Source organism: Bradyrhizobium lupini (assembly GCF_040939785.1).
GTDB classification, from domain to species: domain Bacteria; phylum Pseudomonadota; class Alphaproteobacteria; order Rhizobiales; family Xanthobacteraceae; genus Bradyrhizobium; species Bradyrhizobium canariense_D.
In genome coordinates this window covers 2,621,001-2,635,465 of sequence record NZ_CP162553.1, presented here as the reverse complement: position 1 = coordinate 2,635,465, position 14,465 = coordinate 2,621,001, and the positions used below count along the sequence as shown (strand labels likewise).

The window sequence follows — 14,465 nt, the reverse complement described above, 5'->3', positions numbered from 1 at the left end:
TTCTGGGCTCCTGAGGCGTTGCCGACGGTGGTGCCGGTCGTTCGCAGCGCGTCCGGCTCAAAAGCGGTCGGCGCGGGGCTGCAGCTTGCCGACCTTTCATCGGGCGCCATCAGACAGGCATCTGACGGCTGGCATGCCGTATTGCGCCTTCAAGGGGCACAGCATCATCTTTGGCTGAAAGAGGCGCCGCAGTTTGGTGTTTCTTATGCGGCCGAACTGCCGCTCGATGCGGACTTTGAGATCCGCGCCCACGCCTCACATCGGCTGTGGCGCGCAATCAACGGCCGCCCGCCGGGACCTCCCCTTCATCAGCTTTCGGGGCAGCGGCGCGAACGACTCGTCTTGGCGCTGCGAGCGCTCGATGGACACATGGAGGGTGCTTCCTATCGCGTCATCGCCGAGGTGCTGTTCGGCCGAAAACGCATCCCTGAGCGCGCCTGGAAAACCCACGAATTGCGCAGCCGGACCATCCGCCTCGTGCAGGCTGGCTTGGCTCTGATGCGCGGCGGCTATCGCGCATTGCTACGTCCTTCATCTCGCAAGGAATAGAGCAGGGGTGCCGAAAATCATCGCTCGATCTTCGGCATCCCCCTAGGCACGCTGACTGCGCCATCGTGACCGTCGACGCGCGGGCCGAGCCGGCCGCGCTCCAGACGACCACGGAGCCTCGCAAATGCCCGATCCGAACGCCGGCCTGCCGCCGCGATACCTGCGCACGCCCGAAGCGGCGCGCTTTCTCGGACTCTCCGGCCGAACCCTGGAAAAGCACCGTACCTATGGGACAGGCCCGACCTACCGCAAGCTCGGCGGTCGCGTTGTGTATGCGATCGAGGACCTAAAGGCGTGGGTTGACCGCGGCGCCAAAACGTCCACCAGCGATCCCGGCACAGGCACGGTCCTGCCCGCGAAACGGCACACACGCGTTCCGTATGCCGGCAAGGAGCGGCGCTGACCCATGCCGGACAGCAACTCCACTGCAAGCAGGATGCGGCGATCAGAGCGCGACCAACTCGATCTGTTTCGCGCCCTCCCGGGCGATCTGGCGCCACGGGACGCGCAAGACCTGATGGCGTATCCGTTCTTTTCGCTGGCAAAGTCGAGGCGCATTGTTCCCATCGATTTCCGCGCAGGCACCATCACCATTCGTGTCGAAGCCGTGCCGGAACATGGAATGGCGACTATCTGGGACGCGGACGTTCTGATCTGGGCTGCCTCGCAGATTGTCGAAGCCCGCGATGCCGGCCTGAAAACGTCCCGGCTGATGGCAGCGACCCCTTACGAGATCCTGGCCTTCGTCGGCCGCGGCACCAGCGTGCGGGACTACGACCGCCTGAAGGCTGCGCTCGACCGGCTGCAATCGACCACTGTGATGACATCGATCCGCCAGCCGAGCGAACGGCGGCGGCATCGCTTCTCCTGGATCAACGAATGGAAAGAGACAGCCGATCTGCACGGGCATGCCCGTGGAATCGAGCTGATCCTGCCCGATTGGTTCTACACGGGCGTTCTCGATGAAGCGCTCGTGCTGACGATTGACCGAGCCTATTTCGATCTAACCGGTGGATTGGAGCGCTGGCTCTATCGCCTCGTCCGCAAGCACGGCGGCCGTCAGAATGGCGGCTGGAGCTTCGATCTTGTGCACTTGCATGCGAAGTCCGGGAGCCTGTCGCCGTTCAAACACTTCGCCTACGACCTGCGTCAGATCGTCCGTCGTCAGACATTGCCGGGCTATCGACTCATCATCACGCGTCATGCGAATGGCGCAGAGCGATTGAATTTCGCACCAGTCCCCATCGGCCCGTTGAGCAAGCGACTGCTCAAGCGCGGCCTCGTCCTTCCTGCTGGGGATAAGCTGTGAATTCGCTCGTGCTATCAGCGACCAGAACCCTCGTGCCATCGGGGACGCGATGCTCGTGCTATCGGGGACCGGAATCAGAGCTAAGTTTCCGCGGCATCGAGACTTTTTGCTCCCGTAACTTTACTAACATACTGACACTAACTTCTTGTTGTGAATCAGTGCGTTGTGAACAAGTCGGTCGTGCGTGCAACGAGGATGCCTCATGCGCTTATACTGTCACGCGCAAGACCTTCCTGCAATGCGAATCCGTTCTCCAAGATGCGCGTGCGTGCGCGATCGCGCGGAAAACCACGCAATCACCAGCATCGGCAGCGCCGCATCACGATCGTCGCTTTCCCTTGCGGCAGCTCGCTCGTCGAGGAGAACTCGCTGACGTCCGTGGTTGGCACGAAGGCCACCACATGCCGGAATCTGAGGAAAGGGCGGTCAGGCTAACCAGCGCCGTGCTTGATGGCTTCAAACGTCGTCATGAAGTCGCCGGCAAGAAAAGTTGCGATCTCACCCACATCCCCGTCGCGGAAGACGCCGCTCCGCCGTGGCGGAAGGAGAAGGCGCGCGTGGAAGCGGCCGGGTCGAGGAGGCCCTTAAGCCGCCTCAGCGACCCGGCCGCGCTCGCCGCCGGCGCCAAACCGGAAGGTGGTGCCATTGGTCCAGAACTTGCGCAGCAGCACGGCGAGCGCGCGCGTTACGGGGATCGCCGCGCGCATCAGATCGTTCTTCCTGGCCAGCCGCACGTCCCACAGCCGCAGCTTGAAGGTCTTCGGAATGCGCGTGAGGATCGCGATCGCGGCCTCGTACAGCATCGCTCGCGTCAGCTCATCGCCGCATTTGGAGATGCTGCCGATCCGGCAGGTCTGGCCGGATTGATAGCGCCGCGGCGACAGCCCGAGACGGGCGCCGACGTTCGTGGTCTTCTTGAATCGCGGCGGATCATCGACGGTGGCGCGAAACGTCAGCGCCACGCGGTTCAGTTTTGCCAACTGCTGCCGCATGACGCTGCGGGCGTCCAACAGCGGCGCGACGATCGCCTCCAGTTCCTTCTTCCCGGCAAAGAGATCGCGCACCCGCGCGTCAAAACGGCGGACCGAGATCTCGCCGACTTTGAAGCTGAACGGTCGCAACAGGCCGCGGACCATGTTCTCCATGTCCAGCACCTTGCCGAGCATCACCTTGCGCGCGACCAGCAGCGCCCGCAACGTCTGTGCGCGCTCCGACTTGACGTGAACCGCACGGAACCAGCCAGTGCGCATCATCTGCGCAATGCCTTTGGCGTCGTTGCGGGCGGTCTTGTTCAGCACCGCGTTCAGCGCCGCTTTGGCGTGCCGGCTCTCGATGCAGATCATCGGGAGGCCCTTTTCGGCAACCGCCGCGAACAGCCAGGCGCTGAACGAGAGCGCTTCCAGGCCGACGCGCTTGAGATGAATTCCCCACTCCGCCAGCAACTCTTCGATCGCGTCCGGATCGGTGTCCAGCTTCGCCTCTCAGATGACCTTGCCATCGCCGTCGACCACAGAAATATTCGTCGCCTCCAGCGACGCGTCGAGCCCTGCATAGAAGTCCATCATGCGCCTCCGCTGCCGACCGCCGGAACGCACCGCGCGTTCCGTTCGCGAATCGTCGCGAGGCATCATCGTCGCAATGCGACCGGCGATGGGGCACCGGTCAGTATCCCGGCTAACCTGGAATCCTTCGGCATCCTTCTAACGAATTGGAGCTACTCGGCTGCGATTCTCGGCAGCAGCAGGAACGCTGCGGCGCTTCGACAACGCCGATCATCGACGCTTCATCACGGCCGTTCTGCCGAAACCACCGCTCTGACGTCGATGCGCTGGCGACAGCGTACCCGTTGGCATGTCCAAAATTCCTCCCGCAACTATGGAGCGGCCAGGTGAGCGACCTCACAACTGTTGAACTCTTGTGGCTCGAGAAGCGGATCGAGAACCGAATCCGGTTCGGCAAGCCTGCATCGGAAAAGATCATTGACCATCACCGGCGCATTCTCTCGTTTGTGCCCGGCAGCATCTTCGCGTTCGTGCGCTGGACGTCCAATGATTTCGGAACCATCCTGTCTCGCATCGACATTCTGCGCTCGATCACACCGGGGCAGCGGTATTCGACCGTGCCTTGGGTCAGCCCCGGCGGCGAAAGCCTGCTGCGATTGGCTGGCTGGCGAAGGGTCGAGCGCGTTCTCCAGTTGATCGACGCCGTGGAGTCACTCGGCATCGATCCAGCCGATGCAGCGCCCGAGTATTGGCATCACGTCCACAACCGTCTTTCTGTCAACGAAACGCCACGACCTTATACGCGTGCGCGCCACCAGGCGTGGCTCCGCCGGCGCAGGATGGTGTTCTGATGGGGCGGCTCAGGATCATTCTTGCGATGTGTGGGGCCACAACGCTCGTCCTTTGGCCGGTCAACGACACCTCATTGTCGTACATCTGGAACGCTTCCGAAAGTGTGCCGATCGGCCTCTACCGTTTGCAAGAGACCGCACGATTGCACATCACTGAGCTCGTGGCCGTTCGGGCACCAGAGCCGCTTGCGAGCTTCCTCGACTACAACGGCTATTTGCCAAGCGGCCTTCCGATGCTCAAGCGCGTGCTGGCGTTGCCCGGACAGACCGTCTGCAGAACGGGAGTCACAATCGTCGTCGACGGCATCGAAATGGGCCAGGCACGCGAGCGCGATCGCCGTGGCAGGCCATTGCCGGCCTGGCAGGGCTGCCGGGTCGTCGCTGAGGACGAGGTCTTCCTCATGAACTGGCAGTCGGCGGTGTCCTTTGACGGCAGATATTTCGGACCGCTCCCGAGATCGGCCGTCATCGGGCAGGCGGTATCGGTGTGGACCAGGGAGGACTGACAAATGCCGGCATTGCTCCACTGGATTGCGGTCTCTCTAGTCGACCGATCGCACTGTCATTCCTTCATCCCGGCCGAATTGTCGGCAAACGGCTGGCGCGGCCGCCATCTCGCGCCGCCTCAGGGCCGGCCGAGAAGAGCTCTGTCCTTGGCAGCTGTCCGCACATTGCTATCTCAATGCGCTGCTTGCTTTTTGGCAAGTCTGCTGACGTTCGGAGCACCATCGGCCGGCAGAGCGGAGGTTGGACCGCGCGCACAAGCTGCGCGCTCGTCAAACCTGCTTCCAGGCCGTGCATACGCCGCGTTCGTGACCGAAGCCTCGCATCGGTTCGCGGTCCCGGCGCGTTGGATCCGTACTGTCATGCAGGCCGAAAGCGGCGGTAATGCGCACTCCATATCACCTCGCGGAGCGCTCGGGTTAATGCAAATCATGCCCGCGACCTGGGTCGAGCTGAGCGTTCGTTACGATCTCGGTATCGATCCGTTTGATCCTCACGACAATATTATGGCTGGGGCAGCATACCTTCGCGAGATGCTCGATCGTTTCGGATCGGAAGGGTTTCTTGCAGCCTACAATGCTGGACCAAGACGGTACGAGGAGCATCTGGCCACCGGTCGAGCGCTTCCGGATGAAACACAGATCTACATCGCTCGACTTGCACCATTGATCGGTATTGAGCAGCGCAACAGTAGTGGTTCGGGTGCCAGACGCTTCGCCACGTGGCAGCAAGCGCCAGTCCTTGTTGAGCGGTCCGAGAGCTTATTCCCTGACGGCAACTCGGCATCTGGCGTCCGCACAACGAATTCGTCGAAAGCAGCGCCTAAGGCGGGTACGACTGCACTCGTCCCTCGTGCGATGGGGCTGTTTGTGCGGCGATCAGACGAGGTGCGGTCCCGATGATCGCAATCGCATTTCGTCGCATGATGTCGAAGCCAGTCGCAACGTTGAGAGTGGTCGGCAGAGAGCTGGGAGTGAGCGACCGGGGAGGGCAGGATAAAAGCCGCAAGGTGCGGCCGGTCGGTTGTGGGCGAAATTGCATCGATTTCAATGATCCGGAAAACATTGCGAATGGCCGACGCAACTTGCGATTTGCGGCAACTCCCCGTTGTCGCTCGGTTTTCGACAGGTTGCAGCCGGCACGATGACCGGTCACGACGATTTCCGCATCCGCCCAGGCCGCATCCGTTCGACGCGCGCGCCTCGGACAAAGCCGTTCTTGGCGCAGGCGCTCAAGGCTGCTCAGAAGGCCGGCGGTCTCTCGCGGGGCAGCCGCAGCCGTGGCAGCAAGTTTGGGCGCGGTCGCGCGGCGAGCCTTGCCGCGACGCGGCTCCTCAACAACCGTGCGCGATCCGCCATGGTCAAGGCGCGGGTCGTGCGCCGAATGCGTTCGCCGGGCGCGCTGCGCGCGCATATCGGTTATCTCCAGCGCGACGGGGTCACCCGCCAAGGGACACCGGGCAAGCTCTTTGACGCCGCGGGCGATGACGCCGACGGCCGCGCGTTCGCCGAGCGCTGCGAGGGCGACCGGCATCACTTTCGGTTCATCGTCTCGCCCGACGATGCTGGCGAGCTCGCGAACTTGCGGATCTTTACCCGGGAGTTGATGGATCAGGCCTCGCGCGACCTCGGCACCCGGCTCGATTGGGTTGCGGTCGATCATTGGAACACCGAGCACCCGCATGTCCACATCCTGGTGCGCGGCCGCGTGGATGACGGAAATGACCTCGTCATCAGCCGTGACTATATCTCGACAGGCTTGCGCGCCCGGGCCGGCGATCTCGTCACGCGCGAGCTTGGCCCGCGATCGGAGCTCGAGATCCGCCACGCCCTTGAAGCGGAGGTGACGGCAGAACGCTGGACCAGGCTCGACCGGGCGCTTGCCCGGGAAGCGGGTGCGGCGGACGGGGTGATCGATCTGAGGCCGGACGGGATTGCCGGGGACGACCCGTTAGGGGAGATTCGCATTGGGCGGATGCGGACACTCGAGCGGCTCGGCGTAGCCGCGCCCGCCGGTCCTGCGCAGTGGGTATTGGCCGCAGACGCCCAGCCGCGGCTGCGTGCGCTCGGTGAGCGCGGCGACATCATCAAGCGGCTGCACAATACAATCGCGAAAGAGGGCACGGCACGCGCGCCCTCGTCCTGGGCACTCGAAGGCGAACGCCATGGCGAACCGGTCATCGGGCGTCTTATGGCGCGTGGGCTCGACGACGAGCTCAAGGGCACGGCGTTTGCCATCATCGACGGGATCGACGGGCGCGTGCATCACCTGAAACTCCCCGATATCGAGTCGGCTGGCAACGGGCCGATCGGCGCCATTGTGGAGGTCCGGCGCTTTGACGATGCGCGCGGTCGAGCACGGATCGCGCTCGCTGTGCGCTCGGACGTGGCGCTGGAGCAGCAGGTCTCGGCGGAGGGAGCGACCTGGCTCGACCGACAGCTTGTGGCACGCGAGCCTACCGATCTCTCACGCGCTGGCTTTGGCGCCGAGGTGCGGACCGCGCTCGAGCGGCGGATCGACGTCCTGGCAGAGCAGGGACTCGCCCGCCGTAACGGCGAAAAGGTCACGCTCGGTCGTAACCTGGTCGAGACCCTTCGCCGCCGTGAGTTGGCAGCCGTCGGACGACGTCTGGCCGAGGAATCAGGGCTTGCGCATTTGCCCACTGAGGCAGGTGAGCAGATTTCGGGGGGTCTATCGCCGGCGCCTATCGTTGGCCTCTGGGCGTTTCGCCATGATCGACAATGGGCTTGGTTTCCAGCTCGTGCCGTGGACGCCTTCACTTGAGCACCAACTGGGAAAACAAGTAAGCGGCATCGCGGGACCGGCCAATGTCGAGTGGAGCTTTGGACGCAAACGGGGGCTCGCGCTCTGACCCGTCGATTTCTGCTTTGGGGCCGCCGGCAGTTGCTGGGCACGACGGGCTATCATTGAGCCGCACATCGTTCCTATTCAACCCGAACCCTGTTCGCGTCAAAGGGGCAATCTTGAGGGTCCGGCGTGACGACTGGATCTCCATTTCTCAACGAGAGCTGGCAGAGTTCATGAGGTTTTGAGACCATCCTACCCGTTCAATGTTGAGGCGGTTGGCTTCATCAAGTCGTAACAGTGGAATGTAGGCCGACGACCTTAGGCCAACCCTTGTACACGCCGACATCAGCCCACCAGCTAGAATGCAACGGATATTGCCATTCGGACGCAGGATCTAGCTGTCAACTCAGCATGCATTGCACCAATTGAGATTCGAATCCCCCTTAGGATCGGAAATCGAGCAGCTTCCACTCTCGGCCATCACCAGCCTGCAGCGAACTCAAAAGGGACATCATCAGGAAGCTGCCACAGGTGATGTCGAAAAGGCGCATGCTAATGGCGCGTCTCAGCCTTCTTCTCGGCCTGGGCAGCCGATACCAAATGCACGACTCGATAACCGTTCTTGTGCAGATATCGCAGCAACGCCGGCATCATCGCGGCAGTGCGGGCTTGGGCATCGTGCAGGAGGATGATGCCCTTTCTCGTGCTCTCTAGCTGCGCGATCACGTTCATGAGCTCTTGGTCTGGGCTAATGTCTTCCCAATCGTTCGCCCAAAGGTCGGTTCCGAACACGACGATCCCGCGCGACTGCAACGCGTCCAGCATTGCAGGCGACGAGTCGAAATGGGGAAAGCGGAAGAATGGCGTCGAAGGGACGTTGGTCGACACGCCCTCGAGTGCGAGCTCATCAGCCGCAATGCCGCGATGGATATCGTCCATTGCCTGCTCGAACGGCATCTTGGACATCATCTGGTGCGACCAGCTATGGTGCGCAATGCTGTGGCCCTGTGAGGCGATGCGGCGGACGAGCTCGGGAAATTCTGCCGAGGATCTGCCGACAAGGAAGAAGGTGGCCCGCACGCATTCCTGCGCGAGCGCTTCCAGCACCTTTTGTGTGTTCGGCGGCCTCGGACCATCATCGAAGGTGAGGACGACCTCGTGATCTGCCATAGGAAGGGTTTTCGGAAACTCATTCGATCCCACGCGCGGATAGGCCTTCGGATCGACAGCAAGTACGCGCGACGTTCCCAATGCGTCCTGCCGCAGGCAGTCGGCTGCGCTAGCGATGCCATTGCAGGCAAACACCACGGCCGCAGGGCCGGCAAGCCATGATGCCAATCTGTTCAAACGCCTGTTTGCCATCGCCCTCGGCGCGACTTTGCTTGCTGCGCAAACCCGTGCGCGCCGTACGATATTCGATGTCGCTAGCGGGATTTCTGCGCATCAATGGCATATCGGGCCAAAAAGCGTCGTTAGGCCCCGGCTGATGAGATGAACGCTGCGTTCTTTTAATGACTAAACTTATTTCTGTGCCCTCTCTGCGGGGAAGCATCCTGGCCCGACCTTGGGCATAGTCGACAGCTCGCCAAGTCGCTCGTGTCGAGCACGACAACTTCCGAAAGAGAACGCCACCAGCACCAATTGATCGGAGCAAGGGCGAATCCGCCATATCGAGCAAACGTTGGGTAACGTCTGACGCCGTAGCCGCGACGGTCACGCAACGATGGGATAATCGCCGGCTCTTTCAGTCGTTTTCGGAGCGCGACATGGATCATTGTATGTTGTGGCTAATATCACCGGTATGTTCCGGACCGTTGGGGATCTTCATTCACGAATGCGACCGTTCGCCTGACCCGCTGATTTCTGCGCCATGACGCGCGCGAGTACGATTCACGGGCGCCACCGCTTGTGCGCGCCCCATGAATGCCTCCACATCTCCAATCCATGTCCGCAACAAAGATCATATGGCATCAGGTCATCCTGGTTTGTCTCGTCGTACTCGCCTTTCTTTGGGCGGCTACCGAATGGACGGCATGGCGGCTCGCCTTCCAACCGCAGCTTGGACCAGCCTGGTTCAGGATTGGGCATTGGCCGATTTACCAGCCGGCGGCCTTCTTCGCTTGGTGGTTCAAATTCGACGCTTACGCACCATTGATCTTCCTGGAGGGCGGCGCCATTGCCGCGAGCGGTGGCATCGCAGCAATTGCGCTAGCGATGATGCTCTCCGTCCTGCGGGCGCAAGAGGCGAGGGACGTCACCACCTATGGCTCGGCACGCTGGGCGGATGCGCGCGAGGTCAGGCGGGCGGGTCTCTTGGGATCTGACGGCATCGTGCTCGGCCGGCTTGAGGGCCATTATCTGCGGCATGACGGGCCTGAGCACGTGCTCTGCTTTGCTCCCACGCGCTCGGGCAAGGGCGTTGGCCTCGTCATACCGACTCTTTTGACCTGGCCGGCTTCCACGATCGTTCATGACATCAAGGGCGAGAACTTCCAGCTGACATCCGGCTGGCGCGCGCGATTTGGGCCAGTGCTCTTATTCGACCCGACCAATCCGGCCAGCGCCGCCTACAACCCGCTTCTCGAGATCCGTCGTGGTGATTGCGAGGTGCGAGATGCCCAAAATATCGCCGATATCCTTGTCGACCCGGAAGGGGCACTCGAACGCCGCAACCACTGGGAAAAGACCAGCCACTCTCTCCTTGTCGGCGCAATCCTCCATGTCCTGTACGCCGAAGCTGACAAGACCCTCGCAGGCGTCGCCAATTTCCTGTCCGATCCCTCCCGCCCGATCGACGCTACACTCACCGCAATGCTCGCAACCCCGCATCTTGGAGGTAGCGTTCATCCCGTTGTCGCTTCGGCTGCGCGCGAGCTTCTCAACAAGAGCGAGAACGAGCGCTCCGGCGTGCTCTCAACCGCGATGAGCTTCCTGGGGCTCTATCGCGATCCGGTGGTTGCCAAGATCACCGCGCGAAGCAATTGGCGCATCCGCGACCTCGTCGACGGCGCCGAGCCCGTCTCACTCTATCTCGTGGTGCCTCCATCCGACATCGTCCGCACCAAACCCTTGATGCGGCTCATGCTCAACCAGATCGGCCGGCGGTTGACCGAAAGCCTGGATCCAGACCGGCGCCGGCAAAAACTCCTTCTGATGCTCGATGAATTTGCAGCGCTCGGCCGGCTCGACTTCTTCGAGAGCCAGCTCGCGTTCATGGCAGGCTATGGCATCCGCAGCTTTCTGATCACCCAGAGCCTCAATCAGCTCGAACGCGCCTATGGGCCGAACCATGCCATCCTCGACAATTGCCACGTCCGGATCGCCTTCTCGACCAATGATGAGCGTACCGCCAAGCGCGTATCCGACGCACTCGGAACTGCGACCGAGTTGCGTGCAATGAAGAACTATGCCGGTCACCGTTTGAGCCCCTGGCTCGGACACCTGATGGTGAGCCGTCAGGAGACCTCGCGGCCGCTGCTGACGCCAGGCGAGATCATGCAACTCTCGCCTAAAGAGGCAATCGTGATGATCTCCGGGGTGCACCCGGTGCGCGCTACGAAAGCCCGCTACTATGAGGATCCGCAGTTCCAGCGACGTGTGCTGAAGCCAGCCCGCTTCGATCCGCGTACCATGTCCGCAGGACCGGACGACTGGTCAGCCGGCGCCCCAATTCCGCCATCAGTCGAGCTACTGACCAGACGCAAGCGCAGGAGTGACGAGGCGAACGGTGGTTTGCGTCGCGAGCCGGAATTGCCGGAACATGAGGAGATCGAGGTCAAGGCGCCGCTCGGCGAACACGAGTTCGACACCGACCTCGATGAGGGTGATGCCGATGCCGTCCAGGCACAAGCTCTAAGTCGCTCGATGCAGGGTGTTGCGCGGACCGTCAGCCTCGACGCGGACGATGGGATGGATCTGTGAGCGGGCAGCGTGAAAAAGACTCAGCTTAGCATCTATCTCGATCCGGAAACCTTCAAAACCATCGAGGCCTTCGCACAACGCCGGGGTCAGCCCAAGTCCCTGGTCGCCGAGGCAGCGATTGCCGCCTTTCTTTCTCCCGATGACTCCGACCGCCGCGAGGCGGCGATCGCCAAGCGGCTGGACCGGATCGCGCGCCTGCTTGAGCGCCTCGAGCGCAATGATGGCGTCACGCTCGAGACCGTCGCGCTCTTCATCCGTTTCTGGCTGACCTCAACGCCGGCGCTCCCCGAACATTCGACGCCCGCCGCGCGCGCCAAGGGCGCGGAACGTTACGATCGCTTTGTTGAGGCGCTCGGACGGCGGCTTGCAAGCGGATCCACCGTCCTGAAAGAGGTGAGCATCGACATGCAGGCCTCTGAGAAGCCCGAGTAATCAGTACGCGCGCCCCAATGCGCCCTGGCAGCTCCTGGCGATGGGTGCGGCGCTGAATCAGATAACCAGACTGCAGGTCGGCAGTACGCCACGAAGCAACAAGCGATGGGCTCGTCACTCAAGGCGCCTGGCCCCGCTGCAACAGGTCGTTGGCTGCCCGCGAATGACACAGGCTTACAAATCCCGCTCTTCTGAGACCGCCTTGTCTTTCTTTGGCTACGCCAGACTGCGACGCAGATGTCGGTGCGGTTGAAGTGACGTTTGGATTTGGCCCTTGTGTCAAGTCCATCATCGCTGGGGGCGATTCAGCCGTTTCGATTCCGAAATCGACGCCGCGCGTGCCGCGGTGCGCGGGCAGGTCGCGGCCGCAAATTGGGAGTGAACAAGCAGTGCAAGTCGATGGAGAGCTTGGAGGCCAGCCCAACTCGATTGTGAATCAAGCCGAAAGCGATGCGCAGCCGAGCCCGAACGAAGGAGCGCGAACCAAGAAGGTTACCGTTCAGCTCTCCGAGAGCATGTTTCAGCGGCTTGAAGTTGCGACCGAACGCCCGGGGCTCGGCAAGAGCATGGTCGTCGAGACGGCGCTTGAACGATTCCTGAGTCCTGCACCGCCCATCGAGGGGCGCGTTCATGAGGCTCTGGACCGGATAAGTAACCAGATGGCCAGGCTGGAGCACGAGATCGCGATCATCGCCGAGACCGTAGCCCTGCATGCGCGCTATCACCTCACCGTGACGCCGCCCATACTGCCATCCGGGCAGCGGGAGGCGTGCCTGCTCGGGCAGCAACGCTTCAAGGTATTGGCGGAGCAGGTCGAACGGCGGGTACGGCTCGGTCAGCCATTGATCCGGGAGACGATCGATCGGCTGGGCAAGGGCAGTCGATCTGCCAGTGAAGCTCATGGCGGCGCGTCACAGCGCGCGGCAGAAGAACAGCCGAGAAAGGAAGGTCTGTCCGCAGTCGCGGCGGATGGAAACTCCGAGCCGAGCGCTGCCGCCGCGGAGGGCGGCAGCGCTCCAAACTTTCGAAACCTGCCCAACTCCTTTTGCTAAGCCGGCCGCCAGAAACGTGCGGAAGGAGCTTGGGTCGCAAATATTGCCGGTGGCACGAGTTGAGCCAGTTCCTGTGTGGCGGCTCATCGCGTGCGTGTTTCTTCCCTTCGCGGCCGGGTACTACCTTTCGTACCTGTTCCGGACCATCAATACGCTCATCGCTGGGCGCCTCGCCACTGATCTCGGGCTTGGCGCTGCCGATGTCGGGCTGCTCACGTCAATCTATTTCCTGGTCGTTATGGCGGCCCAGATTCCGATCGGCGTGTTACTTGATCGCTTCGGGCCGCGCCGGGTCCAGAGCGTGCTCTTGGCTGTTGCTGCCGCGGGTGCCGCGCTCTTTGGACTATCGACGGGGTTCCTGTCGCTTCTTTTTGCGCGGGCGATGGTCGGCCTTGGGTGTGCAGCAGCCCTGATGTCGGGGCTGAAAATCATCGTCCTCTGGTTTCCAAGAGAACGAATGGCCCTCATCAATGGCTATATGATCATGCTGGGCTCATTGGGGGCCGTTACCGCAACGGCTCCTGCCGAGGCGCTGCTGGACTGGATCGGATGGCGGGGTCTATTCGGCGTGCTGGGCGCCGCAAGCGCGCTTGCTGCAATTTTGATCTATCTCGTGGTTCCTGAACGAACCACTGGGCCACAGAGAAGCAGGACGCCCGCCACTCTGAAAACAGTCTATTCCGATGCGCGGTTCTGGAGAATGGCGCCCTTATCAGCGACCTGCATCGGGTCCGCTTGGGCACTGCAATCCTTATGGGCGGCGCCGTGGCTTTCCGATGTGGAGCGGCTGGATCGAATGAGACTCGTCAACGAATTGTTCGTGATGGCGGTCGCTCTGAGTCTCGGCGCTCTGGTCTTGGGCGTCCTTGCCAACTGGGTGCGCCGCCGGGCCAAGAAGAGCGAGGCTCTGTTTGGCTCGGTCGCGGCGGTGTCGATTGTGGCGGAGCTTGTACTGATCCTGCATCCGCCCTGGCCATCACTCCTGCCGTGGTGCGTGCTGTCGATGGCCGGATCAGCCACTGCTCTGGCCTACGCCATGATAGCGGATTATTTCCCAGCCGAGCTAGTTGCGCGCGCCAATGGCGGCCTGAATGTCCTGCAGTTTGGCTGGGCTTTCGTCGTGCAGTACGGGACGGGACTGATTCTGGAGCAATGGCCTCTACAGGCAGGCCATTATCCTTTAACGGCCTATCAGACCGCCTTCGGTGTGAACGTTTTGCTGCAGGTGGCAGCGCTGGTCTGGTTCGCCATCCCGTGGCTCGACGGCCGGAAATGGAAGGCTGGCGCTTCGGCCACACGTCAACCGGCGGGAGGCTGGAACTCGGTTGAGGCCGTTATTCCACCAGCCGAGCTCGCCATCCTGGAGGCGGACGATCACGCGGAATGGTGAAGCCAGCCTGTCGCCGGGCTGATGTCCCGGTTCATGATATTCGGCGCGTCAGAAGCGATCGTCCCTAATCTTTCTTCTTCTACGCCAGACTACGATTGACATGGTCTCATTGTTGCTGTCGCGCAGGTTCTGCTTTTTCTAGTTGTC

Annotated in this window: 13 protein-coding genes and 1 pseudogene; 11 read left to right on the top strand and 3 right to left on the bottom strand. The window is 62.1% G+C overall.

Annotated features, from left to right (window positions below):
- Window positions 1–18 precede the first annotated feature (18 nt).
- The 3 genes from AB3L03_RS12595 (at window position 19) to AB3L03_RS12585 (ending at window position 1,858) form a co-directional block, all read left to right on the top strand.
- Window positions 19–549 (top strand): DUF2285 domain-containing protein, encoded by a 531-nt coding sequence (locus AB3L03_RS12595; protein WP_368508703.1) that lies wholly within the window; start codon window positions 19–21, stop codon window positions 547–549.
- Window positions 550–673: 124 nt separating this feature from the next.
- On the top strand, window positions 674–952 hold the full coding sequence (locus AB3L03_RS12590) for an AlpA family transcriptional regulator (protein ID WP_085383627.1): 279 nt from the start codon (window positions 674–676) through the stop codon (window positions 950–952).
- Between the two features lie 3 nt (window positions 953–955).
- A complete protein-coding gene (locus AB3L03_RS12585) occupies window positions 956–1,858 on the top strand; it encodes a replication initiator protein A (protein WP_368508702.1) in 903 nt (300 codons plus the stop codon).
- A gap of 584 nt (window positions 1,859–2,442) precedes the next feature.
- Here the strand turns inward: AB3L03_RS12585 and AB3L03_RS12580 are convergent.
- Both AB3L03_RS12580 and AB3L03_RS12575 read right to left on the bottom strand, forming a co-directional pair.
- Entirely contained in the window at window positions 2,443–3,300 is an 858-nt protein-coding gene (locus AB3L03_RS12580; RefSeq protein WP_368508701.1) for a transposase, read from the bottom strand.
- Window positions 3,301–3,339: 39 nt separating this feature from the next.
- Window positions 3,340–3,489 carry a hypothetical protein gene (locus tag AB3L03_RS12575; protein ID WP_368508700.1) on the bottom strand — a complete coding sequence of 50 codons (150 nt, stop codon included), beginning with the start codon at window positions 3,487–3,489 and terminating at the stop codon, window positions 3,340–3,342.
- A gap of 257 nt (window positions 3,490–3,746) precedes the next feature.
- Here AB3L03_RS12575 and AB3L03_RS12570 point away from each other — a divergent pair, with 257 nt between their 5' ends.
- The 4 genes and pseudogenes from AB3L03_RS12570 (at window position 3,747) to AB3L03_RS12555 (ending at window position 7,587) form a co-directional block, all read left to right on the top strand.
- Window positions 3,747–4,211: a DUF2840 domain-containing protein gene (locus AB3L03_RS12570; RefSeq protein WP_085383630.1), complete on the top strand. Its 465-nt coding sequence runs from the start codon at window positions 3,747–3,749 to the stop codon at window positions 4,209–4,211.
- The gene (locus AB3L03_RS12565; protein ID WP_085383631.1) at window positions 4,211–4,717 is read left to right on the top strand and encodes a S26 family signal peptidase; all 507 of its coding nucleotides are present in this window, start codon (window positions 4,211–4,213) and stop codon (window positions 4,715–4,717) included. Before AB3L03_RS12570 ends, AB3L03_RS12565 begins: the two co-directional genes overlap by 1 nt.
- A gap of 360 nt (window positions 4,718–5,077) precedes the next feature.
- Window positions 5,078–5,617, top strand: coding sequence for a lytic transglycosylase domain-containing protein (locus tag AB3L03_RS12560; RefSeq protein ID WP_244561176.1), 540 nt, complete (start codon window positions 5,078–5,080; stop codon window positions 5,615–5,617).
- Window positions 5,618–5,858: 241 nt separating this feature from the next.
- A pseudogene (locus AB3L03_RS12555) lies at window positions 5,859–7,587 on the top strand (relaxase/mobilization nuclease domain-containing protein).
- A 488-nt stretch (window positions 7,588–8,075) separates the two neighbouring features.
- Here the strand turns inward: AB3L03_RS12555 and AB3L03_RS12550 are convergent.
- Complete coding sequence (locus tag AB3L03_RS12550) at window positions 8,076–8,831, bottom strand: polysaccharide deacetylase family protein (protein ID WP_368508699.1); 756 nt, start codon at window positions 8,829–8,831, stop codon at window positions 8,076–8,078.
- Window positions 8,832–9,467: 636 nt separating this feature from the next.
- On the opposite strand from AB3L03_RS12550, the gene AB3L03_RS12545 reads away from it, so the two are divergent.
- From AB3L03_RS12545 to AB3L03_RS12530, 4 genes are all read left to right on the top strand, one after another.
- Window positions 9,468–11,444 carry a conjugal transfer protein TraG gene (locus AB3L03_RS12545; RefSeq protein ID WP_094183720.1) on the top strand — a complete coding sequence of 659 codons (1,977 nt, stop codon included), beginning with the start codon at window positions 9,468–9,470 and terminating at the stop codon, window positions 11,442–11,444.
- A gap of 9 nt (window positions 11,445–11,453) precedes the next feature.
- The gene (locus AB3L03_RS12540) at window positions 11,454–11,876 is read left to right on the top strand and encodes a CopG family transcriptional regulator (protein ID WP_368508698.1); all 423 of its coding nucleotides are present in this window, start codon (window positions 11,454–11,456) and stop codon (window positions 11,874–11,876) included.
- Between the two features lie 389 nt (window positions 11,877–12,265).
- Entirely contained in the window at window positions 12,266–12,928 is a 663-nt protein-coding gene (locus tag AB3L03_RS12535) for a hypothetical protein (RefSeq protein ID WP_368508697.1), read from the top strand.
- A 73-nt stretch (window positions 12,929–13,001) separates the two neighbouring features.
- Entirely contained in the window at window positions 13,002–14,318 is a 1,317-nt protein-coding gene (locus tag AB3L03_RS12530) for an MFS transporter (protein WP_085383637.1), read from the top strand.
- Window positions 14,319–14,465: the final 147 nt, after the last annotated feature.